At 63.6% G+C, this 22,695-nt stretch carries 22 protein-coding genes; 2 read left to right on the top strand and 20 right to left on the bottom strand.

Annotated elements, in window-relative coordinates; genetic code table 11:
- The 20 genes from MAE01_RS00635 to MAE01_RS00540 all read right to left on the bottom strand — a co-directional run bounded on the left by MAE01_RS00635 (position 1) and on the right by MAE01_RS00540 (position 21,259).
- On the bottom strand, positions 1 to 1,164 hold the full coding sequence (locus tag MAE01_RS00635) for a glycosyltransferase (RefSeq protein ID WP_147037624.1): 1,164 nt from the start codon (positions 1,162 to 1,164) through the stop codon (positions 1 to 3).
- Between the two features lie 72 nt (positions 1,165 to 1,236).
- A complete protein-coding gene (locus MAE01_RS00630) occupies positions 1,237 to 2,454 on the bottom strand; it encodes a hypothetical protein (RefSeq protein ID WP_147037623.1) in 1,218 nt (405 codons plus the stop codon).
- A gap of 13 nt (positions 2,455 to 2,467) precedes the next feature.
- Positions 2,468 to 4,252, bottom strand: coding sequence for an ABC transporter ATP-binding protein (locus tag MAE01_RS00625; protein ID WP_147037622.1), 1,785 nt, complete (start codon positions 4,250 to 4,252; stop codon positions 2,468 to 2,470).
- A gap of 5 nt (positions 4,253 to 4,257) precedes the next feature.
- A complete protein-coding gene (locus MAE01_RS00620) occupies positions 4,258 to 5,247 on the bottom strand; it encodes a Gfo/Idh/MocA family protein (protein ID WP_147037621.1) in 990 nt (329 codons plus the stop codon).
- Complete coding sequence (locus MAE01_RS00615; protein WP_147037620.1) at positions 5,247 to 6,344, bottom strand: DegT/DnrJ/EryC1/StrS family aminotransferase; 1,098 nt, start codon at positions 6,342 to 6,344, stop codon at positions 5,247 to 5,249. Before MAE01_RS00615 ends, MAE01_RS00620 begins: the two co-directional genes overlap by 1 nt.
- On the bottom strand, positions 6,341 to 6,934 hold the full coding sequence (locus tag MAE01_RS00610; protein WP_147037619.1) for an acyltransferase: 594 nt from the start codon (positions 6,932 to 6,934) through the stop codon (positions 6,341 to 6,343). The genes MAE01_RS00615 and MAE01_RS00610 overlap by 4 nt, the downstream gene beginning before the upstream one ends.
- A gap of 10 nt (positions 6,935 to 6,944) precedes the next feature.
- A complete protein-coding gene (locus tag MAE01_RS00605; protein ID WP_186806077.1) occupies positions 6,945 to 8,180 on the bottom strand; it encodes a glycosyltransferase family 4 protein in 1,236 nt (411 codons plus the stop codon).
- Positions 8,177 to 8,572 carry a DUF2304 domain-containing protein gene (locus MAE01_RS00600; protein WP_147037617.1) on the bottom strand — a complete coding sequence of 132 codons (396 nt, stop codon included), beginning with the start codon at positions 8,570 to 8,572 and terminating at the stop codon, positions 8,177 to 8,179. The genes MAE01_RS00605 and MAE01_RS00600 overlap by 4 nt, the downstream gene beginning before the upstream one ends.
- Positions 8,569 to 9,300, bottom strand: a complete 732-nt coding sequence (locus tag MAE01_RS00595) for a glycosyltransferase family 2 protein (RefSeq protein WP_147037616.1) — start codon at positions 9,298 to 9,300, stop codon at positions 8,569 to 8,571. The genes MAE01_RS00600 and MAE01_RS00595 overlap by 4 nt, the downstream gene beginning before the upstream one ends.
- 32 nt (positions 9,301 to 9,332) lie before the next feature.
- Entirely contained in the window at positions 9,333 to 11,255 is a 1,923-nt protein-coding gene (locus MAE01_RS00590; RefSeq protein WP_147037615.1) for a DUF6541 family protein, read from the bottom strand.
- On the bottom strand, positions 11,252 to 11,989 hold the full coding sequence (locus MAE01_RS00585) for an ABC transporter ATP-binding protein (RefSeq protein ID WP_147037614.1): 738 nt from the start codon (positions 11,987 to 11,989) through the stop codon (positions 11,252 to 11,254). The genes MAE01_RS00590 and MAE01_RS00585 overlap by 4 nt, the downstream gene beginning before the upstream one ends.
- Positions 11,986 to 12,936: an ABC transporter permease gene (locus MAE01_RS00580; RefSeq protein WP_147037613.1), complete on the bottom strand. Its 951-nt coding sequence runs from the start codon at positions 12,934 to 12,936 to the stop codon at positions 11,986 to 11,988. Before MAE01_RS00580 ends, MAE01_RS00585 begins: the two co-directional genes overlap by 4 nt.
- 94 nt (positions 12,937 to 13,030) lie before the next feature.
- The gene (locus MAE01_RS00575) at positions 13,031 to 14,488 is read right to left on the bottom strand and encodes a hypothetical protein (RefSeq protein WP_147037612.1); all 1,458 of its coding nucleotides are present in this window, start codon (positions 14,486 to 14,488) and stop codon (positions 13,031 to 13,033) included.
- Entirely contained in the window at positions 14,485 to 15,183 is a 699-nt protein-coding gene (locus MAE01_RS00570) for an acylneuraminate cytidylyltransferase family protein (RefSeq protein WP_147037611.1), read from the bottom strand. The genes MAE01_RS00575 and MAE01_RS00570 overlap by 4 nt, the downstream gene beginning before the upstream one ends.
- On the bottom strand, positions 15,180 to 16,199 hold the full coding sequence (locus MAE01_RS00565) for a nucleotidyltransferase family protein (protein ID WP_186806076.1): 1,020 nt from the start codon (positions 16,197 to 16,199) through the stop codon (positions 15,180 to 15,182). Before MAE01_RS00565 ends, MAE01_RS00570 begins: the two co-directional genes overlap by 4 nt.
- Positions 16,200 to 16,219: 20 nt before the next feature.
- Complete coding sequence (locus MAE01_RS00560) at positions 16,220 to 16,864, bottom strand: acetyltransferase (protein WP_186806075.1); 645 nt, start codon at positions 16,862 to 16,864, stop codon at positions 16,220 to 16,222.
- Entirely contained in the window at positions 16,857 to 17,954 is a 1,098-nt protein-coding gene (locus tag MAE01_RS00555; protein WP_147037608.1) for an N-acetylneuraminate synthase family protein, read from the bottom strand. The genes MAE01_RS00560 and MAE01_RS00555 overlap by 8 nt, the downstream gene beginning before the upstream one ends.
- Positions 17,947 to 19,113: a UDP-N-acetylglucosamine 2-epimerase gene (gene neuC / locus MAE01_RS00550; RefSeq protein ID WP_147037607.1), complete on the bottom strand. Its 1,167-nt coding sequence runs from the start codon at positions 19,111 to 19,113 to the stop codon at positions 17,947 to 17,949. Before neuC ends, MAE01_RS00555 begins: the two co-directional genes overlap by 8 nt.
- Positions 19,110 to 20,267 carry a LegC family aminotransferase gene (locus MAE01_RS00545; protein ID WP_147037606.1) on the bottom strand — a complete coding sequence of 386 codons (1,158 nt, stop codon included), beginning with the start codon at positions 20,265 to 20,267 and terminating at the stop codon, positions 19,110 to 19,112. Before MAE01_RS00545 ends, neuC begins: the two co-directional genes overlap by 4 nt.
- Complete coding sequence (locus MAE01_RS00540; protein WP_147037605.1) at positions 20,264 to 21,259, bottom strand: SDR family NAD(P)-dependent oxidoreductase; 996 nt, start codon at positions 21,257 to 21,259, stop codon at positions 20,264 to 20,266. The genes MAE01_RS00545 and MAE01_RS00540 overlap by 4 nt, the downstream gene beginning before the upstream one ends.
- Before the next feature lie 91 nt (positions 21,260 to 21,350).
- Between MAE01_RS00540 and MAE01_RS00535 the strand changes: the two genes are divergently transcribed.
- Together MAE01_RS00535 and MAE01_RS15855 are read left to right on the top strand one after the other, a co-directional pair.
- Positions 21,351 to 22,388, top strand: coding sequence for an acyltransferase family protein (locus MAE01_RS00535; RefSeq protein WP_147037604.1), 1,038 nt, complete (start codon positions 21,351 to 21,353; stop codon positions 22,386 to 22,388).
- A gap of 131 nt (positions 22,389 to 22,519) precedes the next feature.
- Entirely contained in the window at positions 22,520 to 22,663 is a 144-nt protein-coding gene (locus MAE01_RS15855) for a hypothetical protein (RefSeq protein WP_186806074.1), read from the top strand.
- The last annotated feature ends 32 nt before the right edge of the window (positions 22,664 to 22,695 follow it).

Raw genomic sequence — 22,695 nt, 5'->3', positions numbered from 1 at the left:
TCAGGACGCGCCCTGCGCAATGAGCCGCGCAATCACTCCGTGTTCAACCGCAACATCGGATTCCGATGAAAGGAGTTCGGCGACGTCGTCGGTTTTCTGCTTGAACCGGCGCACATCGTCGGTGGACAGCCGTCGGATCGCATCAGCAAGGTCTTCGGCCGTGTAGCCATCCGCGATCACGCCGAGGTCGTGCTCGCGGATAAGCCGATCGGTCTCGACCGACGGGCCGAAGACGAAGCCGAGCCGCCCCTGAACGAAATCGAAGAACTTGTTCGGAAGCATGAGTCGGTGATTCGGAGTATGCGGCGGCAGCAGATAGACGCCCAGATCGTAAGAATTGAGCGTCTTCGGTAGCTCAGTCGGGGAGACCGCCGGATGCAGCGCCGTGCGCGGGCTGGCCTCGATGCGCTCGTTGAGTTTGCGCCAGTACTGCTCTGCTTGGCGCGACGGGATCAGGTACAGATCGAGCGTGTAGCCGTCGCCGAGCAGGTCGACAGCATCGATGATCGCTTCGATGTTTCGTCCCGGCACCGCTCCCCCGCTGTGAACCAGGCGAATGCACTCCGGCGCCACCAGCGATGGCGACAGGTCCGGCAGATAGGCGATCGCGTTGCGTACGATCTCGGTCGGGACACCGTACTGCTCCTCATACAACGCGGCGATCGACGCGTTTACGGTCGTGGCCGCGTCGACCTCGGGAAGGTAGGTGCGGCACACCCAATTCATAAAGGGGGCGACGAGCAGACGCCACGAGAGTACGTGCGAACGTTCTGCTGGCGCCCACTCATGCAGGTCGCACCAAATACGTGGAGAACCGTGGACAAGTACTGCCAGTGGGAGCGCCCGCGCCTCGTTCGCCACGACGATGTCGAACTCGCGGGTTCCGAGCGCCGCGCGCGCGGCCTTCACCGCCGGCGCATCCAACGCGACCGACCGAAACCGGCGTAACGCGAGCTTGAGGACTCCGGGGATCGTTTGGGGAAGCGAAGGTAGCGCTCGGTCGATCTCGATGTGATCAACGGCAGCATCCGGGCGTTCGCCGTATGAGAGCGTCGTGACGTCCCCGTGGCCGGTGAGAACCTCGAGCTGGCGCAGGACACGCGCGTCCGAGCGGATATCGGAGAAGGAGATGCAGAGGATCCGCGGGCGCGGGGTGTCGGTCACAGTTCAACTCCAGGGGGATGTCGATGGGTCGGCGAAGCGGTTGAAAAAGTTTCACAGACATCAGGAACGTTATCAGCGCGTTCCGGACGACCGGTCTTGGCCGGACAAGAGGAAATCTGCCAGCACATGCGCAGAGTACTTGCCGTCGTGCACTAGGTCCACGAAGGCAACCCCAGCGTGGGCCTTCGAGACCCATTCGTGCGGATTGTCGATGATCTGGCGGATGCGGACACCGACCTCGTTGAACCGAGTCTCAACGATCGGCAGCTCGGCTCCGGTTTCGCGCTGCACCGCAGCGCGAACATCATCATGAACGTGACCGAGGACCAGCCGCCCTGCAGCCATCGCCTCGCATGCCGCCACACCGTAGTCCCCGAGACGGAACTGATCCAACACGATATCCGCCTCTCCGTAGACCGCTGGCATACGGTGAGCGGGTATACCCTCCAACCTGCGATACACGATGAGGCCCTCTGCCTCGAGCCCGGTAAGTTGTGTGTCGATCTGCGCGTCGCCTTTGAGCGGAGTACTACTCGGAACATAGGCGACGACGGGAACGCCAGCGGCGAGAGGCACTCGCGCACTGTGCCACTTCGCCGGCTCCACCACGACCGGCAACCATCGGGACCGCGGAACGTCGAGCAACCCGGGCGTGGAAACGAACACGGGAAACTGCGATTCCTCGACCATGCGTCTCGTCGCGCGAGCATTCTCCTCGAGGCGTTGTGTTGATTCAGGCGGATAAGAGCCCCTCGCTCCAAACGGCGAATCACGTTCCCACTGCGCGTGAGCACTCGGCAACCGGATATCAGATCCGTGCCACACCAGCGCAATATCGACTCCGCTCTCTGCGGTGCGCCTAGCCACCTCGAGTGGACTGTTTGCCGGATCAGTGCCGAACAGGAACCGGCCGGACTCCAGCAGCACGTGTGAAAAACCCGACTCGACTGCACGCCGCTGACGACGCTGCCACCCTGCCGCGAAGAGGTAAGCGCCCTCAGGTACGGAGACGTCGGATGGAAAGCCGAATCGAGCTGTGGCCGCGTTGGACGTGGTGAGGTTGACGGCTCGCACCCCAGAAACTCGCTCCGCCGCACGTGCCCAGAGATAGCCCTGGCCGGCAGAGTTGACGGGCTCAACGAACAGCCGGATCTCGGAGTCCGGCGCGGTGGCGACCGGCAGCGCCCCGTCCCAGCCCAGTGAGCCGGGCAGGATTCGCCCAAGCACGTGATCGGGGAACAGCCCGAGCATGGCGCGTACTGCGCGGATCGTCTTGGTGCGCAGTGTCATCGTCTCGTTGTCTTCACGCGAGGCCTGCGAGTCGTGCCTGATGAGCGAACGCGGGATTCTCCGCCACGACCTGATCGAAAGTGCCCTGCGCCGCAACCGTGCCGTCCTGCATGAAGAGGATCTGATCAGAATCGCGGATCGTGCTGAGGCGATGCGCGACCGCGATCACCGTGACGTCGCCTCGCAGATCACGGATCGCATCGGCCACGTCCGCTTCAGTCTTGGTATCGAGAGCGCTCGTAGCCTCGTCGAGCACCAGGACGAGCGGGTCGTTGTAGAGCGCGCGGGCGATCCCCAGACGCTGTCGCTGCCCACCTGACAGGCTTATCCCGCGCTCTCCCACTCGGGTCTCGAGGCCCTCGGCTCGCGTCTCGATCACGCTCCAGAGCTGGGCTCGACGCGCCGCATCCTCGACGCGTACGCGATCGAAGTCTGCCCCCCACGACAGCGCGATGTTCTGTGCGATGGTCCCATCGAAGAGGGTGACCTCCTGCGGCACGTATCCGACGTGGCTGCGCCACGCGCCGAGCACGTCCTCAAGCGGTCGACCATCGACCCGGATCGCACCGGCTGTCGGGGTAAGCAGGCCCAACAGGAGATCGACGAGCGTCGATTTGCCTGCTCCGGATGCGCCGGCGATACCCACGGTGCTTCCCAGGGGGATTCGCACCGACACCTCCTGCACGGCGGGCACGTCACTGCCGGGGAAGACGAACCCAACTCCATCGAGATCCAGAACCTTAGGCTCGCTGGGCAACGGCTCCTTGCCGAGCACCTCCCGGCCGGCGAGAAACCGCTTAGACGCCTCGATATCGGCGATCACGGTATCAACGTACGGGGCCGACGTGATGGTGCGCGTGATCACCGACTGGAAACCGGTGAGCGAAGGCACCAGACGGAATCCGGCGATTCCGAACAGTGCGACGGCAGAAATGGTTGCTGCCATGTCCCCGTTGTTCGTGAGGAACGCCGCGCCGCCAACAACGATGAAGCCGCCAATGATCGCCGCGTCGAAGATGAATCGCGGCACGGCAGAGAGGAAGCTCGAGTTAGCACGCGCCTGCGCGGTACGTGCCCTGGTCTGCCCAACAATTTCGCTGACCTCGCCCGCCTTGTCGCGGAGCGTGATCTCCTTCAGCGACGCAACCATGCCGGAGATCAGCGCTGCGACACGCAGCGAGGAATCTCGCGCTACGCGGGCGGCCTGACGAGTTTTACCGCTCAGCACGAAGTACTGCAGCATCGCGATGCCGCCGAGGTACACGATGGTGACGAGCGCGGTGAGCGGCTGTGAGACGACGATTACGACGAAGACTCCGACGGATGTCACTACGAGACCGGGGAGCGTGGTGACCGGCAGGAGGAATCCCGCGATGACACTGGCGATGCCGGTGTCTGACATCTGCACGATCTGGGCGCTGTTGCGCGAAATCCGATCCGTCCACGAGGAGCGGATGTACGCGCCGAACAGCTCCTGCCCGACCGACAGCTCGTACGACGCGAACCGACGCGTCGCAATCCACTGGAGCCACACGTTCGCAGCGGACTTTGCGACAACGACCGCGGCGAGCACGAGGATCAGCCACAGGATCTGATCCTGCGGGATCGATCCGATCAGCGGGAGGCTCGCCCCGGTACCTGCCACCGTGCTGGCGAGTGCCAGCGCGAGCAGCATCAGCGCCACGACATCGACGATCGCTAGCAGTGCCGAGACGATGCCGAAAATGATGAGGAACGTCCGCGCCGACGAGGGCAGAAACGGCAATAGTCGGCGGAGCGTCCGAGAGATGTGCAGCATGGGTCTCAGATCACGACGGAATCGCCCGCGCGGGCCGATTGGAGTGCGGCTTCGACGACGGTGAGGGTGCGTTGACCTTGTTCCATGGTGACGACGTCGGTGTCCTGTCCGAGGACGGCGTCGCGGAAGTTCTCGTGTTCGACGCGAAGGGGTTCGCGCTTCGCGAACGCGTACCGGGTGACGTCGCCTTCGGAGACGCCACGGAACGAGGAGACGGATTCCCATTCCAAGGGGATGGTGCCGTTGGCGTAGAAGGTCAGATCGCCCGTTCCGGTGTCGGCGACGAACGCCCCCTTCTCCCCCGTGACGACCGTGACACGCTCCTTCATTGGGGAGAGCCAGTTGACGATGTTGTTCACGATCACCCCGGACTTCGTCCGTCCGGTGATGGTGATCATGTCCTCGTACTCGCGTCCGGACTTGAACGCGGTCTGCGCAAACACCCGCTCATAATCGGACTGGACTACCCAGGCGGTGAGGTCCACATCGTGGGAAGCGAGGTCTTTCGCGACACCGACGTCAGCGATCCGGGCTGGGAAGGTGCCCTGCCGGCGCGTCGCGACCTGATACACCGCCCCCAACTCGCCGGCTTCGATGCGGCGGCGTGCTTCCTGTAACGCCGGGTTGAACCGTTCGATATGCCCGACCGCACCGACCAGCCCGGCAGCAGCGAACGCGTCGACCATCCGCTGCCCGGCCTCGAGCGTGTGCGCGATGGGCTTTTCGACCAGGGTGTGCACCCCGGCGGCGGCCAGCTTCAACGCGGCGTCCTCATGGAACCGGGTCGGCACCGCCACGACCGCGATGTCGATCCCCGCCCCGATCAGCGCATCAATATCGGGGAGGATCTGCAGGTCGCCGGCGACGGCGTGCGGGTCTCCGCCCGGGTCGGCGATCGCGACCAGCTCCACACCGTCCAGCTCCCGCAGCACCCGGGCGTGGTGACGGCCCATCATCCCGACACCGAGCAGTCCGGCGCGCAGCACCTCGGCCATCAGGCGCCCGCTCCCGCGACGATGTTCACGGCAGTGACGATCCGTTCCAGATCGTGCTGGGACAGCGACGGGTGCACCGGGAGCGACGCGACCTCACGGGCGGCGCGTTCGGTCTCGGGCAGATCCAGCCCCGGCGCGAAGTGAGTCAACGAGGGGAGACGGTGATTCGGGATCGGGTAATACACCCCGGCACCGACCTGATGTTCGCTCTTGAGCGCGGCGACGAACCCGTCCCGATCTTCCGGCACACGGATCGTGTACTGGTGATACACATGCACCGCTCCCTCGGCAACCGGCGGCACCACAACACCCTCCAGGTTCGCGTCCAGGAATGCCGCATTCGCCTGCCGCTGCGCGGTCCACGCGTCGACCTTCGTCAACTGCACACGCCCGATCGCGGCATGAATGTCCGTCATCCGGGCGTTGAACCCGATCACCTCGTTCTCGTACTGCCGCTCCATGCCCTGATTACGCAGCAACCGCACCCGACGGGCGATCTCTTCCGTCGCGGTGGTGACCATGCCGCCCTCACCGCTCGTCATGTTCTTCGTCGGATACAGGCTGAACATCGCGAACTCGCCGAATGAGCCGACCGGTCGACCGTCGAGGGACGCACCGTGCGCCTGCGCGGCGTCTTCGTACAGTGCCACGCCCCGCGCAGCGGCGAGGGCCTCCAGCTCCCGCATCCGCGCCGGGTGCCCATACAGGTGCACCGGCAGGATGCCCTTCGTCGACGGGGTGATCGCCGCAGCTACCGCCTCGGGATCCAGGCTGAACGTCTCCGGCTCAATATCGACGAACACCGGTGTCGCACCGGTCAACGCGACAGAGTTCCCCGTCGCGGCGAACGTGAACGACGGAACAATGACCTCATCCCCCGCCCCCACACCCGCCGCTAACAAACCCAAATGCAGCCCGGCCGTACCCGAATTCACCGCAACAGACGGACGACCCGGCACGAAATGCGCCGAGAACTCGGTCTCAAACGCCGCAACCTCCGGGCCCTGCGCCACCATCCCGCTGCGCATCACACGGTCAACCGCCTCACGCTCCTCATCACCAATGATCGGCTTAGCGGGGGCAATGAACTCACTCACACGGTCTCCTTGCTCAGAGTGCCTGCAGATTCGATGTACCGATCGCCCGTGATCGGGCAGACCCAGACGTTTGGTGTTTCATCGGGTGTCAGGGGGACGCCTGCTTCGCCGACCCACCCGATGCGCCGGGCCGGAACGCCCACGACCAACGCGTGTGCGGGGACATTCTTCACGACGACAGCGCCCGCAGCGACCGTCGCCCATGCACCGATCGTCACCGGCGCAACGCAAGTGGCACGCGCACCGATCGATGCACCTCGCTCGATCGTCACGCCGACCGGTTCCCAATCGTGGGCGCTCTTCAGCGTGCCGTCCGCGTTGATGGCGCGCGGGTAGGTGTCGTTGGTGAGCACTACGGCAGGGCCGATGAATACGCCGTCGGCGAGCTTCGCTGGTTCGTACACAAGCGCGTAGTTCTGCACTTTGCAGTTGTCGCCCATCGTGACGCCGGTACCAACGTAAGCGCCGCGTCCAACGATGCAGTTCTGCCCCATCTGCACGCCTTCACGCACCTGCGCGAGATGCCAAATTGAGGAGCCGTCGCCGATGACGGCATCGGGCGAAACATCAGCGGAATCAACGATCCGCACGCGGGAATTCTCAGTCACTGGATCGGCTTTCTGGCTCCGAGTCGAGGTCGGCGGAACCGGAGACCAGCTTAGTCGCCCACTCGCCGGTTGCCTGAGCGATCGCCGCGACCGCACGATCGGCGACGGCGTGGAGTGAGACGTGAGCGCGTGCCCAGGATGCACGTTCAGGCCGGAGCCGCATGCATGTCCCGTTGGCCTCCTCCGCCAGCAGGTCCAGCATGCCGGCGGCGACCGCGTCAACGTCGAACGTCACGGCTCGTCCAAGTCCGCCGTCGCGCACCAAGCGCGCGCCCGTAGCCGGACCGGCGAACAGCACCGGAGTGCCAACAGCGGCCGCAGCGTACGTCTTCGTCGGCCGAGCGAAGTCATAGCCGATTCCGGGCACGATGCTCACCAGCGATGCCGCTGCTCCGCGGATCCAGCGCGCCGACAGCTGCGGACTGACGACTCCGCCAAAGTCGACCCGCCCCGGCAGGATGTCCTCCGCGATTCGCCGGAGACTCGCTTCGACGACTCCTTGGCCAAAGAACTTAAGGCGGACATCAGGGTAGTCGGCCGCGATCCTGGCGAACGCGTGGATGAAGATCTCCGGCTGTTGCCACTCCGACATCGTCCCGGTGTAAATCAGGTAGCGCCCCGCGTCGGCAATCGGCTCCACGTCCGGCGAGAAGATATCTGTGTCAATGCCGTTGCCTACAGTGGCGATGCGCGCCGGATCTGCGTCGAGCACCAGTAGTCGTTCAGTCACCTCGTCCGATACCGAGATGACTGTGCGTGCGCGTCGGAGCACAGCCCGCTCGATCATACGCATAACGCTCACCACGAATCGCGGCGCACCCATCGAAATGACCCCGTCGGTCCAGACATCGGCGGCGTAGTACGCGAACGGACGGCGCCGCAATGCGCTCGCGATCCCGACGACAAGACCCGTCGTCGGCGGCGATTCCGCCACAGCGACGTCGTAGCGGGTGAAGAGCATGCGCAGAAGAAGCGGAGCGTCGAAGCTCAGGTACTGGACGTAGCCGCGCACATTGCCGCCGGAGTCGCGAAGCACTGGCCAACGTCGCACATCGACGTCCCGCTCATTCTGTCCCGCCGGCGCGTGCGCGGGTGGCACCGTGGTGAGAACCCGCACCGAGGCACCCGCTCTGGCGAGCGCACGGCCCAGCGCTCCCAGCCGGAACGATCCGGCGCTCACCTCGGGCGGATACAAGCGAGAGGCGATAAGGAGCCGGGGCGCGGTCACGGGACCTCCTCGTCGCCTTCGTCGCGAGCGGCGGCTTCCGTCACGCAGCGCTCCAACTCCACAAGACGGCGCTCATGGAACGCTGCGCGCTCGGCGAGCGTACGCAACTTCTCCTCCACGCGAGTGAGCTCTGCGCCGTACTGGAGGCTCACGAGGAACAGCAATCCGATGGCCACGAAGAACACTAGGTTCGCGGGCACCTCGACCCGCAGAAGGCGCGCAGCAGCGGTAAGAAGCTGCGGGAACACTGCGATGACGAGGGCGAGGATGCCACCGACGAACCACCAGACGGCGTGTCGCTCGCGGAGCGTGCCACGCCGCATGAGTTCGACAATGGCGATGAGCGCGAGCACCGCGGCGACAATCCCGAAGGCATACGTGACAGCGTTCACTGTGAAACTCCCTGCGCATGCTGACGCGGTCGCATCATGGCGAGCAAGAATGCTGCGATCGCGCGTGTTAGGTAGATCGCTGCTTTGACCGGCCGGTGTGACGGCTCCCCGCCCTGACGCGGCCGCATTGCGACCGGGAGCTGCAGGATCCGTAATCCCGCGCGCGCACCGATCACAAGCGCCTCGATCGTGTCACCGAGGTACTCGGCTGGATAGGTTCGAGCGAATAGCTCCACAGCGCGTGGGCCCGCAGCCTTAAACCCGCTCGTAACGTCGGTGAGCGGCGTTCGCGCTACTCGCGTGAGCACCCGGGCGAGGATCCGCATCGCCCACCGTCGTGGTCCGCGGACACCGTAGTCACCGACACCGGCAAATCGTGCTCCAATGACGATATCGGCTTCACCGAGAAGCTTGATGAGCCCGGGGATCGCTCCCGGATCGTGCTGCCCATCGGCATCCACCTGCACGACGACATCAAAGCCGTGATCGCGCGCGAATCGGAATCCAGCTCGCATCGCTCCCCCGACGCCGATGTTGAACGGCAATGTGAGCACGTCGGCCCCCGCCTCGCGCGCTCGAGATCCAGTCCGGTCCGTCGAGCCGTCATCGATTACGAGGCAGCGAGCCCCGGGGAGCGCTGAGCTGACGTCACGGACGACGTCCGCGACGGAATCCTCTTCGTTCAACGCCGGCACGACGACGAGAACGGATCGATCAACCTGGCGCATCGACTGAGATCCTACCGACCTTCGCTCAGAGGTCACCGCGCGCACGCCGTGATACGCCAGAGAGACGCGGCACCCTCGCGCGCAACCAACTCGAATCCGTCCTGCCCATCGAAGTCAGTCATTCCCGGCGCGGGGTACTTCCCCGGTCCAACGCCGCTCGGACCGAAATCCAAGACATACGCCGGGTCGCCGTACACCTCTAGAGCCTCGCAGACGGAGTCCTCCTGCCCTGCCTCGCGAAGACGTTCCGCAATCTCCGCCCACGCGTCGGATTTGGGCGGAGACCATGTACGGGGGTAAACATCGAGGCCGCTCAGAACATACCCGAATCCCGCTCCGGTCGAGGGGTTCCCAAGGACGCGCTGGTCTTCATCGACAAGGTCGGGCAACTCTTCCAGAAGTGCACGTTCGTCGGGATTAAGGTAGGCATCAGAAGCGGCGAGGTAGCGTGACTCGCGGTCGAACGTCGCCTCCAGGAACGCCGGCATGGCGACTCCACGGAAGCACACGATGACGATCATGACGACCACGGACGCACACAGCCCCGCCAACGCAACGGCGAAAGCGCGCTCCTTCCTGCCAAAACGACGTGCGAAAAAATGAATGAGGGCATCCAGTCCCAGCGCGGCAAGCGGTATTGCAGCGATCGGAGCGAGTGCGGCGATCCGATACGGATCCGCGTACCAAGCGCCCAAGATGCTCTCCCGGACAAATGCGTTCCCTACCGCGGCAACCAGCACGTACAGCAGGGAGATGCCAGCCCAAGACACGGCGAACCAGCGCAGCTCACGTCGCCGGATGGTGACAGCGAGACCGACGAGCATCAGCACGCTGATGGCGAGGGCAATCGGCATCCGCACCTGACCGTTGAGGAGCACATCGAAGAGAGCCTCGAACTTGTTCCGGAAAGGCGGCCAGTGCGATCCAGAAGTGCCTCGGGCGAGGTAGACCCAAACGAGCGTGAGAACAACCCATGCTGCTGTGACGATCATGAGTGCTCGGGCTATGCCAAGCATCTCAGCATGCTTGACTACGGCGTACGACAACCACACGACGCTCATCGCAGCCCACGGCAGGAAGGCCGCCGGCTGTGCGAGCAGGAGCGCAGCCGCCGCGACGAGCGTGAATAGGCCGAGACGCACCCACCCCTCCCAACGGGCGCTCTCACGTACCCACGACGAACCTGAAACGACCATTGCCAGAGCCGCTGGCACAAGTGCTGTCGACAGCGCGTTCGGAAACAGCACACCCCATTGGAACATCAGCAAGGGAAACGCTTGCAGAGCGCTGGCGAGGACCGCCGCATACCCAGCTACGACATCGGATCGGAACACACTGCGGGCGAGCCACGCGATCCCGAGCGGCCAGATGACGGCCCCGATCACTACGGTGAAGATGTTGGCGGCCACGGGAATGCTCACACCGGTCGCCATGACGATGAGGGCAGTCACACCGTGCCAGGCAGCGGGGTAGAAACTTCGCCCACCGATGACGGCGTTCACGTGCATTGATGAAGCGTCAGTGGTCTCGAGAATGTAGCGGACCGCGTTCATATGGAACACCGCGTCGTTGGTCTGCGAGATTCCGTCTGGGTCGCTGATATAGGAGATCAGGCGCCATCCTGCGAACAACGCTCCTAAGAAGAGCCCGAACACGAGCACCCAACGCAAGTCCGCGCTCTCGGTCGGAGCTGGTCCGAGCATCCGGCCGACGAGCCACGCGACCGCTACGAAGACCAGCATCGCGAGAACCCACGTCAACGGCGACCAAGGCAAGCCCACCTGACCGAACACCAACGCCGCGATCGCCGTCGCTGCGATGCTGAAAACTGGAGCGAAGGCGCCGAGCGCCAGTCCCCGCAGGCCTGCGCCGAAGAGCGCCAAGAGACCTGGGGCGGATACAACGAGCCCGGCTACCACCAGGGCCGGCGTCTGTGCCAGCCAGTCGACAATCACGCGTCCACCAGCGCGATTGCGCCCGCGATGTCACCGTCATAAATGAGCTCGCCCTTGTTGATCACGACTCCGCGGCTGCACAGCTCGCGGATCATGTCCATGTCGTGACTGACCACGATGAGTGTTTTCCCCTGCGCGATGAGCTCCTCGAACTTCAGCCGACATTTCTCGCGGAACGGTGCATCGCCGACCGAGAGGATCTCGTCGACGAGCAAGACATCGAGCTCGACGTGGATAGCGACGGAGAAAGCCAGCCGCATGAACATGCCGGACGAATAGTGCTTTACTTCCTGATCGATGAACGCCTCGATCTCGCTGAACGCGACGATCTCGTCATACCGTGCCTCGATCTCATGCTTCTTCATACCCAGGATCGCAGCGTTGAGGAAGACGTTCTCGCGGCCGGACAGCTCGGGATGGAACCCCGCCCCGACCTCGATGAGACCGGCGACCCGCCCTCTTGTGAGCACCTGCCCTTCGTCCGGCTCCATTACACCTGAGACGAGCTTGAGCAGTGTCGACTTCCCAGATCCGTTGAATCCGAGGATCGCCAGAGACTCTCCCTCGCCAACTACCAGATCGATGCCCTTTAGCGCCTCGAACTCGCTCGTGAGCTTGCGCCGCTTCATCCACGACACGACCGTGTCCTTCAGGGAAAAAGCGTGATTCAACGTGAATCGTTTGCGCACGCCGTCGATGATGACGCTGGGTCTGATCGCCGTCTGCTCACTCATAGGTCTTGTGCAAACCTTCCTTCCAATCGCCGGAAAACCATCTGTCCGAGCAGCAGAGTGGCGGCGGCGATGAGGAACGTCCAAAGGGTGTTCCACGCGAGCCCAGGCGGCAAGTCCATCAATTGTGCTCCTGCATAGCCGGACGCCGAGGTCATCCCCTCGGTCGCCGGGCGCCAGAACGCGTAGTGGAAAAGTTCCACGCCCTGCGTGATGGGGTTCAACAGGTATATCTCGACTAGCCATTGTGGCCAGCCGAGCGTCTCGACGACGGCATCCTGCACTTGGGTCCACGAATAGAGCACCGGCGATGCCCACGTCGCAAGCAGGAGCATCAGTTCGACGATGTTCTCCGCGTCTCGGAAGCGGACGTTGATGGCACCGAAGAACAGCCCGAGCCCAAGCGAGAAGGTCATCACGATCAGCATGCCAGCGAGAATCGCCAAAACGGAGACGATTGTCACGTGCGTGATCCACCCCAGGAGAAGGCAGACGATCAGCAGAAGTCCCACCTGAGGGAGGAAGTGGACGAACGCGACGACTACCGCCGACACGGCGAAGAGCTGACGCGGAAGGAACACCTTGCGTACGAGGGGCGCATTCCCGACTATGGACGTCGTGGCGTTCTTGAATCCTTCTGTGAAGAGGTTAATCACCACGATCCCGGAAAACAGGTAGACCGCGTAATTCGGGATGCCGCGATCGAGGTTCATGAAAAGCCCCAGTACGACCCAGAAGACCAGGAACTGGGCGGCTGGCCGCACATAGGACCATGTCCACCCCAGCACAGAGTTGCGGTAGCGGGTCGTCACACCGGTGCGCACGAGCAGGTTCAACAGATACCGCCAGCGGATCACATCGATGAGACCGCGGCTCTTGCCGGGGGTGTCGAAGTGACTGCGCGGGATGGCGGCGAATATTTCTCGGGTGTCAGTCACGGGCCCACTCATTCAGCGCGCGACAACAGACGCCGTCGCGGGATCAGTCCATTGTAGGTCAGCGATCCTGAAACCCTGGCATGCGGACCGTGTCTTCCCTCTCTCCTCACTCGACCACCCGCTCGTGGTGCCGCTCAACAAGCCATCGGGTGTATGTGCCGACCGCGTCCGGTGCCCAGATCCGAGGATCCGACACGGCGGCCATCTCCTGACCACCGACCAGCGTCTGCAGACGCGTTGCCGTCTCTTCCACCTCGGTTACTCTTGGCCCGAATGCATCGCCGATCACAGTCTCTGCGAAAGCACTTTCGCGTGGAATCACTTCGCATCCGAACGCGCGGGCTTCGAAAAGCACGGTACTCGCCTCGCCGATGACAACGGCCGTGCGTTTCAGCGACTCGTAGACATCGGGCTCGGTGTCGATTGTAATTCCCGGCGTCGAGGAGAGCCTCGGGTAGCGTCGCGCCGATTCGGCGCGTTCGCCAGGATGCGGCCGAAAGGCGATCGCCCAATCGGCGCCGACGGCGTGATGAAGGTCGACGACGAATGCATCGGTGCGCGCGGGATCGGTACGCGACGAAACCACGAGAATCTGCTTCGGACGTGTCGTCTCGGCCGAAGCAGCCTGACGCTCGAGGTGTGGCTTCCCGATCGCTGTCACACGTCCGGGGTGACGGATCGACTCGGACCAGTACTCGCCGAAAGTCAAAAGCTCGTCAGGAAGCGCGCGGCGTAGCGACGGATCCTCGAAGACTCGTCCGAAGTTGTACGCGGCGTGGGAGGGCCCGATCCAGCCGTGTTGCGGCTCCACCACGTACGCGCCGGCATCCTTCATCAATCCCAAGGATTCACCGTTGTATGTGTATGAACCGTTGTCGTAGAACACCAGACTGGGCCGCATCCGATCCAGCATCCGGTGTAGTTCATCAAGTTGAAACGGTCGGAGCTTCTCGTTGCGAAGCGCACGCTGGCCGATTGCCGCGAAAGCGTCATCCGGCTGATCGAGTCGCCTTGCGTATTCAGCAAGGAGCGAATGCACTGCTGTCTCATACCCCGGGGCGATGGTCGTGCCTCTCTCCCGCCATCGTGAGCGCGCAGTCGCAGGCTCCATGGTGAGAGTTGGTCGGAATGCGGGCCGGCCGACTGAAGACGGCAGCGGGAGAAGCTGCACCACAACCGCGTCGCTGGTCGCTTCTGCGAAGTCGTCGACGAGCCAATTGCGAGCACGTCCCTGAGTCGCGGACAGAGTGACGCCGGAAACATAAAAACACACGTCGTGGGATGTCGCGCGCCGAACCGCATCCCATCGACTGGGCAGATATCCACGGGCGACGCGTTTCGCCTCGCCCCATCGGGACCAAGTAGCAGTCGAGGCGACCGCCACGCTACCCGTCTGCTGCTGCGAGAGTGCCCACGCTATCTGCACACGAACTTGCGCCCAGAATGGAACGGTCGTGCCGGGCAATATCTCCAGCAGCGCGTCAGGAGCTTCATTCTCCAGATCAAGGATGGCGCGCACTGCGGCGGATGTGCGAGCCTCGAGATCTCTCGAGTCCTCACTCACAGGTCATCTCGCGTTCCCATCAGCCATTCGACGATGCGGAAGTCGAACTCGCTGTCCACGTCGGTGGAGCGCTCCGCAGGCATCTCGTACAGAATCGTCGACGGGAAGAAGACGACCTGGCCCTCAAGGAGCGAGTCACGTCGCCAGACGTAGATCGAACCGTTCATGTCGAAGCAGCGAGGTGCATCCTGACGTCGGAGCACAGCATCGTCAGGTTTCTTGCTGACGGCAACCGTGCCATCTGGCTGTTCTTCAACAAGGTTGAAGTAGGGATTGCGTCGAGCCTCAGCCCCCGTGATGAGAGATTCGGCATCGGACTCCTCGAACATCTCGACCGCGGTTCGGATGTCGTCCACAGTGCGCAACGGGCTGGTGGCGTCGAGATCGACGCAGACGTCGAAACTCAGACCCAGTCTCTGCTCCGTCATCCTCACCGCGTGCGCGATGGCGGGCACCTTCCCGGCAGTGTCGCTCGCCATCTCCGCGGGGCGATGCACGATTCCCGTGGCGCCGAATTCAGGGGCCAGGGCGAGAATCTCCTCGGAGTCGCTCGAGACAACGACCTCATCGAAGAGACCAGTGGCGACGGCCTGCGCGACCGAATGCCCGAACAGCGGCTTCCCCGCGACGACTCGCAGGTTCTTCCTCGGGACGCCTTTCGATCCGCCTCTCACAGTGATCGTGCAGATCCTCATCGTGTGCTCCGTTCCCACGCCAGTCTGGCGCGCTCCAGGTCCTCAGGGCGACCGACGTCTATCCATTCCTCATGGATCTCGAACGCCGTGACAAGGCGGTCGCTCTCCATCATGCGCGCAAGAAGGGTCGGCATATCGCAGTACTCGTCCTTTGCCAGCAGCGTCAGCGCCGCGGGATCGAGCACATAGATACCTGCACTGACCAGTTCACTGTGGTAGGGCTTCTCCGCGAGACCGGTCACACGATGACCTTCGCGTCGGATCACCCCGAAGGGGATCTCGAATCCATACTCCCGTGCTCCGATCGTCGCGGCGGCTTGGGAGCTCTCATGCACAGCAAGCATCCTCCGCAGGTCGACGTCCGTCAACAGATCCGAATTCATCACCACGAAGGGACGTTCGACTTCGCCCCGAAGCTGCGCCATCGCACCGGCTGTCCCGAGCGGTGTGGACTCATGCAGATAAGTGATCTCCAGGCCACGTTCGCTGCCGTCACCGAGATGCTCCTCGATGAGATGTCCGAGATGGTTCACTGACACATGAACGCGTCGGAAACCTTGATCGTGCAGACGGCTCAGGATGATGTCGATCATGGGCACGTCGCCCAGGGGCACGAGCGGTTTCGGAATGTCCTTCGTGATCGGATAGAGCCGTTGACCTCGACCCCCGGCCATCAGAACGACTGGCGTGGGTAGCGGAGTTGCGATCCGTTCCCCTTCTCCGATGACGTCGATGATATGGCCGTCATCGACGACCGCGACGACGCGGATGCCTCGCCGTGCCTTCAGGTCATCGACCGATTCCTGGCTGGCTGTCGGCAGAACCGTCGCCGGATTCGGGTTCATCACCCGTTCCACGCGATCGTCCAAACCGATCCCGCGGAGGAGGCCTCTGCGGATGTCGCCGTCACTGACCGCACCCACCAGCTTCCCCGCTGCATCCTCGACGAACACGACTTGCAGCCGGCTGCGGTCGAGCTGCGCGAGGGAGTCGCGGATGCTGGTGCTCGGGCTCACGGACAGATCAGAGTGCGCAGTCATCGTCGTCCTTCCCGCCTAGATCGGATCTGGCGTGCAGGCACACCGACGACGGTGACGTCTGCAGGCACGTCATCGATGACGACAGCGCCGGCCCCGATGACGCCCCGGGCGGCAACGGAAACGCTTTGAATCACTCGTGCGCCAAGCCCGACATGTACACCTTCGCCAAGGTGAACGGCACCGGCCAACACTGCTCCGGGAGCAATGTGGGAGTGCGCGCCCACCACTACGTCATGTTCGACGACGGCGCCCGAATTGACGATGGCGTCGTCGCCGATCGCCGCACCGGCGTTCACGATTGCGCCAGCGAATACCTGCACGCCGGCGCCCAGGGCAGCGCTGGGATCAACGAATGCCCGAGGATGGATCACTCGGGCAGCGCTGAAGCCGAGTGTGGTGACTCGATCGTAGAGTGCGCTCCGGGCCTTGGTCGATGCGGTCGACCCTAGGCCGTTCACGATCTGCACCTCGCGAGGGTTCAGTTGCATGAGCACGTCGTCATCGCCGAGATAGGGACAGTCCCGGGAAAGGTCGCCGCTCCGCGGGGCAAGATATCCTTGGACGCCGCGGCCTTGCAACGTCAGCGCTGCAAGGAGCGAGCGCGCATGCCCGCCTCCCCCGAGCAGGACCAACTCAGTCATCGATGAGCTCACCCCGGTGGTACGACCGGGACGCCGGACCGCCGACGACCTGCCAGTAATCGAACGTGGTCCGACCGGTCGCCGGTCGGAAGCACGCCACATCGGCGTCGGTGACCACCGCACCTTCCGGAATGTCGCGCACGGCGACAATGCTCCGCCGCACGACGTCGCGATTGCGTTCTTCGACCGGCTGGCACCGCTTCTCTGCAGACCCGAGCATCGCTGGGACTCGACGGAGATCGCTGACATAGGCGCGCAACCCGTCGGGATCGAGTGAGGCGGCGTGGTCAGGGCCGTCTGCGTTGACGTCGAACGTGAAGTGCTTCTCGACCACTGTCGCGCCGAGGCCCACGGCCAGGGCTGAGGCGAGTGAGCCGAGCGAATGATCGGAGTAGCCGACCCGGTGCCCGAATGTTTCGGCGATGGTCTGCATGGCACGGAGGTTCAGGTGCCCGTCAGCTGCGGGGTACTCCGTCGTGCAATGCAAGATTGTCACGTGGGCCGAGAAATCGACGAACGCATCCCTCTGATCCCACGCGTTCGCGAGCACTTCCTCCGTGAGTCGGGCGCCCGCCGGAAGCGCTTGGTGCGCCTGGGAGACGCCGGCAGCGATGAACCGCAGCGCTCGCTCGATCTCAGACATCTCCGCCATCCCGGTGGACAGAATCACCGGCAGTCCGGTGCGCCCCGCGGCCACCAATAGCGGCGCGAAGGTGAGGTCGCCCGACGCGATCTTCACGATCGGGATCCCGAGCTCGCCGACGAGGAAGTTCAGCCCTGCGACATCGAACGCTGTGGAGAGGAAACCGATGCCACGACCGTCGCAGTGTCCGCGGAGAGCCCGAAACTCAACATGCGACAGCTCAAGCTGCCGGAGTAGGTCGTGCTGAGAGCGGTTGTCGTCCTCGGACACGCGCTGGTAGTCAGCCAACGCCGCACTCTCTAGGGCAAGAGCATCTGCCGAGAATGTCTGGAACTTCACCGCGTCGGCTCCGGCTGCCGCCGCGAGGTCCACGAGTTCCTTGGCCGTGTCGAGCGAACCGTTGTGGTTGACGCCGGCCTCAGCGATGACGAACACCTGATCATTCATGGGCGGACTCCTCTTCGAGGTCGTGGAACGACTTGCGGGGCGGGCGCGGGATGACCGCATCGCGCAGTGTGGCGGCTGTGCGCGCGGCGAATCCGGGAGCGCCGAAGATACTGGTGCCGGATCGTTTCGCTGTCCAGCTGATCGCGGTGCGCACCGCGGCGGCAATCGTGTCACGCTCAGGCGTAGGGACGGTAACCGTGTCGGCCAGTGGACGGCCCTTCTGCCGATCGCCGATGAGCACCGAGGGGACGCCCAGCACGGGCGCCTCGAGCACCGTGCTGGAAGAGTTGCCGACGACGACGGCGACAGCGGACATTGCGCTCAGATAGCCGAGCTGTCCGAACGACTCCACGAAGTCCACGCGGTCCGGATGAGACGTCGTAAATGCCGCGATACGGGCGCGCACGTCCGCCGTTCCAATGTCGGAGTTCGAACCGGTTATGACGAGGTGCAGTCCTTCGACCCCCAAAAGTCCAGCCAGCAGCTCCTCGACGAGCTGCTCAGGTCGGGCGACGTCCATCGCTGCGGGGTGGAACGTCACCAGCGCCGTCGGCATCGGCAACCGGATGTCGAAACGCTGCTCCACCGCTGTCCGAGAGAGCAGTTCGAGCGAGTCCAGTGCGTCGACGATCGGTGCGCCATGGAAGTACACCCGCTCCGGGTCCTCCCCCAGTTGGATCACCCGTCGGCGATGATCGGGAGTGGATGCGAAGTGCAAGTACGACATCTTCGTGAGCGAATGGCGTAACGCGTCGTCCATCGCCCCCTCTGTGACCTCGCCGCCGTGGATGTGTGCGATCGGGATCGACAGGATGGTCGCAGCAGTGGCCGCGGCGAATGCTTCGAGCCGGTCTCCCAGGACCACAAGCACATCCGGGGAGATCTCGGCGAGCGCGCGAGCGTAGCCCGGCACAGCTCGTCCGACATCCGCCGCGACCGAGAGCCGATCATCGTCGCCAGACCAGATCGGTACGGTGGCACTGAGAGCGAACCCGTCGTTCTCGATCTCGGTACTGGTTCGTCCGAACTCGTCCACCAGATGTGTCCCCGTCGCGATCAGCCTCAGCTCGAGCGCGGGGTCAGCGTCGATCTCACGGATCAACCCACGCAGCAGACCGTAGTCCGCCCGCGTCCCGGTCAGGACTGCAACGGTCCTCATGCGGCCGCCAGCCCAGGCGTGCTCGGGATGCACACCGTGCTCTCATACAGCGCATCGGCAACAGGTGTCGCGGAGTGCGGAAGGTTCCGGTACGGCGCCTGTCGGTGTAGCAGGTTCCAGAACGGACGGCACTGAAGCCCTGCGTCATTGGTCGCCTCCAGTACGGCATTCCGCGCAACGATCCCCCCGTCGATGCGCACAGCGCATAGCCAGTAGTTGCTCGTGGTCCCCGCGGGCTCGGAGAGAAAGCGCACTCCACGCACGTCGGCGAACGCCGTGATGTAGCCGTCAGCCAAGGCTCGCTTCTTCTCAAGGAAGTCCGGGAGACGTTCCAACTGAGCGACGCCCAGTGCGGCGTTGAGATTGGGCATTCGGTAGTTGTAAGCGACTTCGTCGTGCTCGAACTCCCAGCGGTGCGGGAGCTTCGCCGTCGTCGTGAGGTGCTTGGCGTGCCAGGCGAGTTCGTCGTCTTCGGTGAGGATCATCCCGCCACCGCCCGTGGTGAGGATCTTGTTCCCATTGAAGCTCATGATCCCGAGGCGTCCGAACGTTCCGGTGTGAACGCCGTCAACACGACTGCCCAATGACTCCGCCGCGTCTTCGACCACGGGCACACCGTACTCGTCGGCGAGCGCAACGAGCTCAGCGATGCGCATCGGATGACCCAGCGCGTGCATCGGGACGATGGCTGCGATTCGACGCCCCGTCGCGGAGTCGATCGGCCCATCCGGGCCCCGGCGCGCAGCGCGCAGCACCGTCGCAACAGCGTCCACCGAGAGGCCCAATGTCTCCTCGTCGCTGTCGACGAAGTACGGCACGGCGCCGGTGTGCGCCACCGCGTTCGCGGTCGCCACGAATGACAGCGTGGGGACGATCACCTCATCGCCAGACCGCACGCCGACGAGCTCGAGGGCAACCTGCAGCGCGGACGTGCCGTTCGACACGGCGACCGCGTGCGCAGCGCCAGTGAACTCCGCAATACCCTGCTCGAAGTCCGTGACGAACATCCCGACGCTCGACACGAAAGTGGAGTCCAGACATTCGAGAACGCGCGCCTTTTCGCGCTCGCCGATGCTCGGCACGTGGAGCCCCACGAACGGGTCGTCACCGACGACCCCACGGATCAGCTGGACGATGTCTGCTTCAGTACTCATACGACGTACGCGTCGGTGCGGTATCGAGCGAGGTTCGTGGAGTCGGTGAACCACTGCGCCGTCTCGCGAAGTCCTTCGCGGAATCCGTCATCGCCGTCGTAGCGAGGTGTCCAGCCGAGGATCTCACGGGCCTTGGTGTTGTCAGAGAAAAGGCGCTCGACCTCAGAGTTCGCCGGGCGCAGACGAGCGGGGTCTTCCGTGGCGTTAGCCTCGATCCCCATCGCTTCGGTGATGAGCTCGAATGTTCGAGCGATCGATACCTCGAACCCGACGCCAAGGTTGATGACTTCGCCCACGCCCGCCGTGCTGTTGAGCGCGGCAATGAATCCGGACACCGTGTCGGGCACGTAGGTGAAGTCACGTGTGGGCGTGAGCGCGCCGAGTTGGATCTCTCGCTTGCCCGCAGCGAGCTGGCTAATGATCGTCGGGATCACGGCCCGAGCGGACTGGCGCGGCCCAAACGTGTTGAACGGGCGGACCGTCACAGTGGGAAGACCGAACGACGTGTGGAAGGAATTCACCATCTGGTCGGCGGCGATCTTCGAGGCCGAGTACGGCGATTGGCCTTGGAGCGGGTGCCCCTCGTCCATCGGTACGTATCTGGCCGTGCCGTACACCTCGCTGGTAGAGGTGTGGATGAATCGCGACACGTCGGCCGCGCGCGCCGCGTTGAGCAGGTTCACCGTGCCCTGGATGTTCGTCTGCACATATAGATCTGGCGCGGCGTACGAGTACGGGATCGCAATCAGTGCCGCGAGATGGAGTACAGCATCCCGGTCGCGGACAGCGGACATCATCAACGCAGGGTCGCGCACGTCACCCGGGAGAAACTCGATTTCCGACGCGACCTCCGGATCGATGCCATCGAGCCAACCACGCGAATCGAACGAGTTGTACAGCACCAGCGCTCGGACTTCGTGTCCGTCACGTACGAGCTGCTCCGCGAGGTGTGATCCGATGAATCCGTCAGCGCCTGTGAGCAGTACCTTCATACGTTCCAGTCTACCGGCCACGTGAGTCTCGAACCTCAAGGGAGCTCCGTCCATCCGTCTGCCCTGAGGAACGTCGGATAGAGTTACGCGCATGTTCATTGCCCATCGCGTACGGTTGAGCAACCTGGACTATCTACGGGGCGCAGCGGCCCTCGGGATCATGCTGTACCACTACACATCATGGACCTTCGGTCCTTCAGGAGCCGACACAGCCCTTGGTCGAATCGGCATCTATGGTGTCGCGGTGTTCTACGTCCTGAGCGGGCTCACGATGTTCCACGTGTATTCCGAGCGGCTCAACGACGGCGCTGGCATCCGCACATTCTTCATCCGCCGATTTTTCCGGATATTCCCGCTGCTGGTTCTCGTGACCGTCGTGACTCTCATTCTTCAGGCGAACTGGCCGGGATGGCGCGTGCTTCTCCTGAATATCAGCGGACTCTTCGGTTTCGTCGATTGGGACGGGTACATCGCGCTCGGCGCTTGGTCAATCGGTAATGAACTCGTTTTCTATGCGTTCCTGCCGCTCGTGGCACTCAGCGCGCGCAGACGCTCCTCGTTCGCCGTGTGCGTCGTCGCCTTTGTGTCACTCGGTGCATACTTCGCTTTCTTCGGGCTTGATCCGTCAAGACCGCTTTCCGAGCAGTGGGGCACCTACGTAAACCCGCTCAATCAGGCGTTCCTGTTTGTGGCGGGGTTCGCCATAGGGAAGTTGCTCCGCGACGTCGCCATACCTCGAAGAGTGCTCCTCGCGGCACTTGTCACTGTCGTCGCCCTGTTCATACTCTGGCCGACGGGACCTGAGCAGATCAGCCTCGTCACGGGACCCAATCGCATCGCCTTCTCGATGCTGTGCGTGCTTCTTTGCGCGATCGCCTACAAGATGATGGTCCCGCTTCCACCGACGTTGGACAGGCCGTTGTCTACACTTGGCGAAGCAAGCTATTCGGTTTACTTGCTGCATCCAATCCTCTTCACTCTCACCGGTTTTTTAGTCGGTGGCTCAAAGGCTCCAGTCCTCACCGCAGTTCTCGCGATCGTGCTTACGATCGTCGCGAGTGTGCTCTGCTACAGATTGTATGAGCGACCGGTGTCGAACTTGGCCAGGAGGCTTACACCAGTTCACTGAGCGTCCGTGCAACTAGCGAACGTCTGGTGGCGCCCGATGAGTGCAGATGCGAAGACAGAAGACGTCACTGCTGGCGTGTGCGGATGACTTCGGACGCGCATAGAGGGCTGGTATGCCATGACAATCGCACCGTGGACGCCCCGTCACCAGGGTACCCCGCACACGAGCCGCCGCGCGTGATCGCGCAGGACAAGGCCGCCTTGATCGGCGAACACGGGCCTGGCGATCTCGCCAACCACCTTCCGTCGCGACGCATCGCGCAGCAGGCGGTTTGATTGCGATCCAGTGGGCGTCAAGCGGTGGTGGC

This window comes from Microbacterium aerolatum (assembly GCF_007988825.1).
Taxonomy (GTDB): Bacteria; Actinomycetota; Actinomycetes; order Actinomycetales; family Microbacteriaceae; genus Microbacterium; species Microbacterium aerolatum.
The sequence above is the reverse complement of the archived record's forward strand: the minus strand, read 5'-3'. Positions and strand labels throughout refer to the sequence as shown.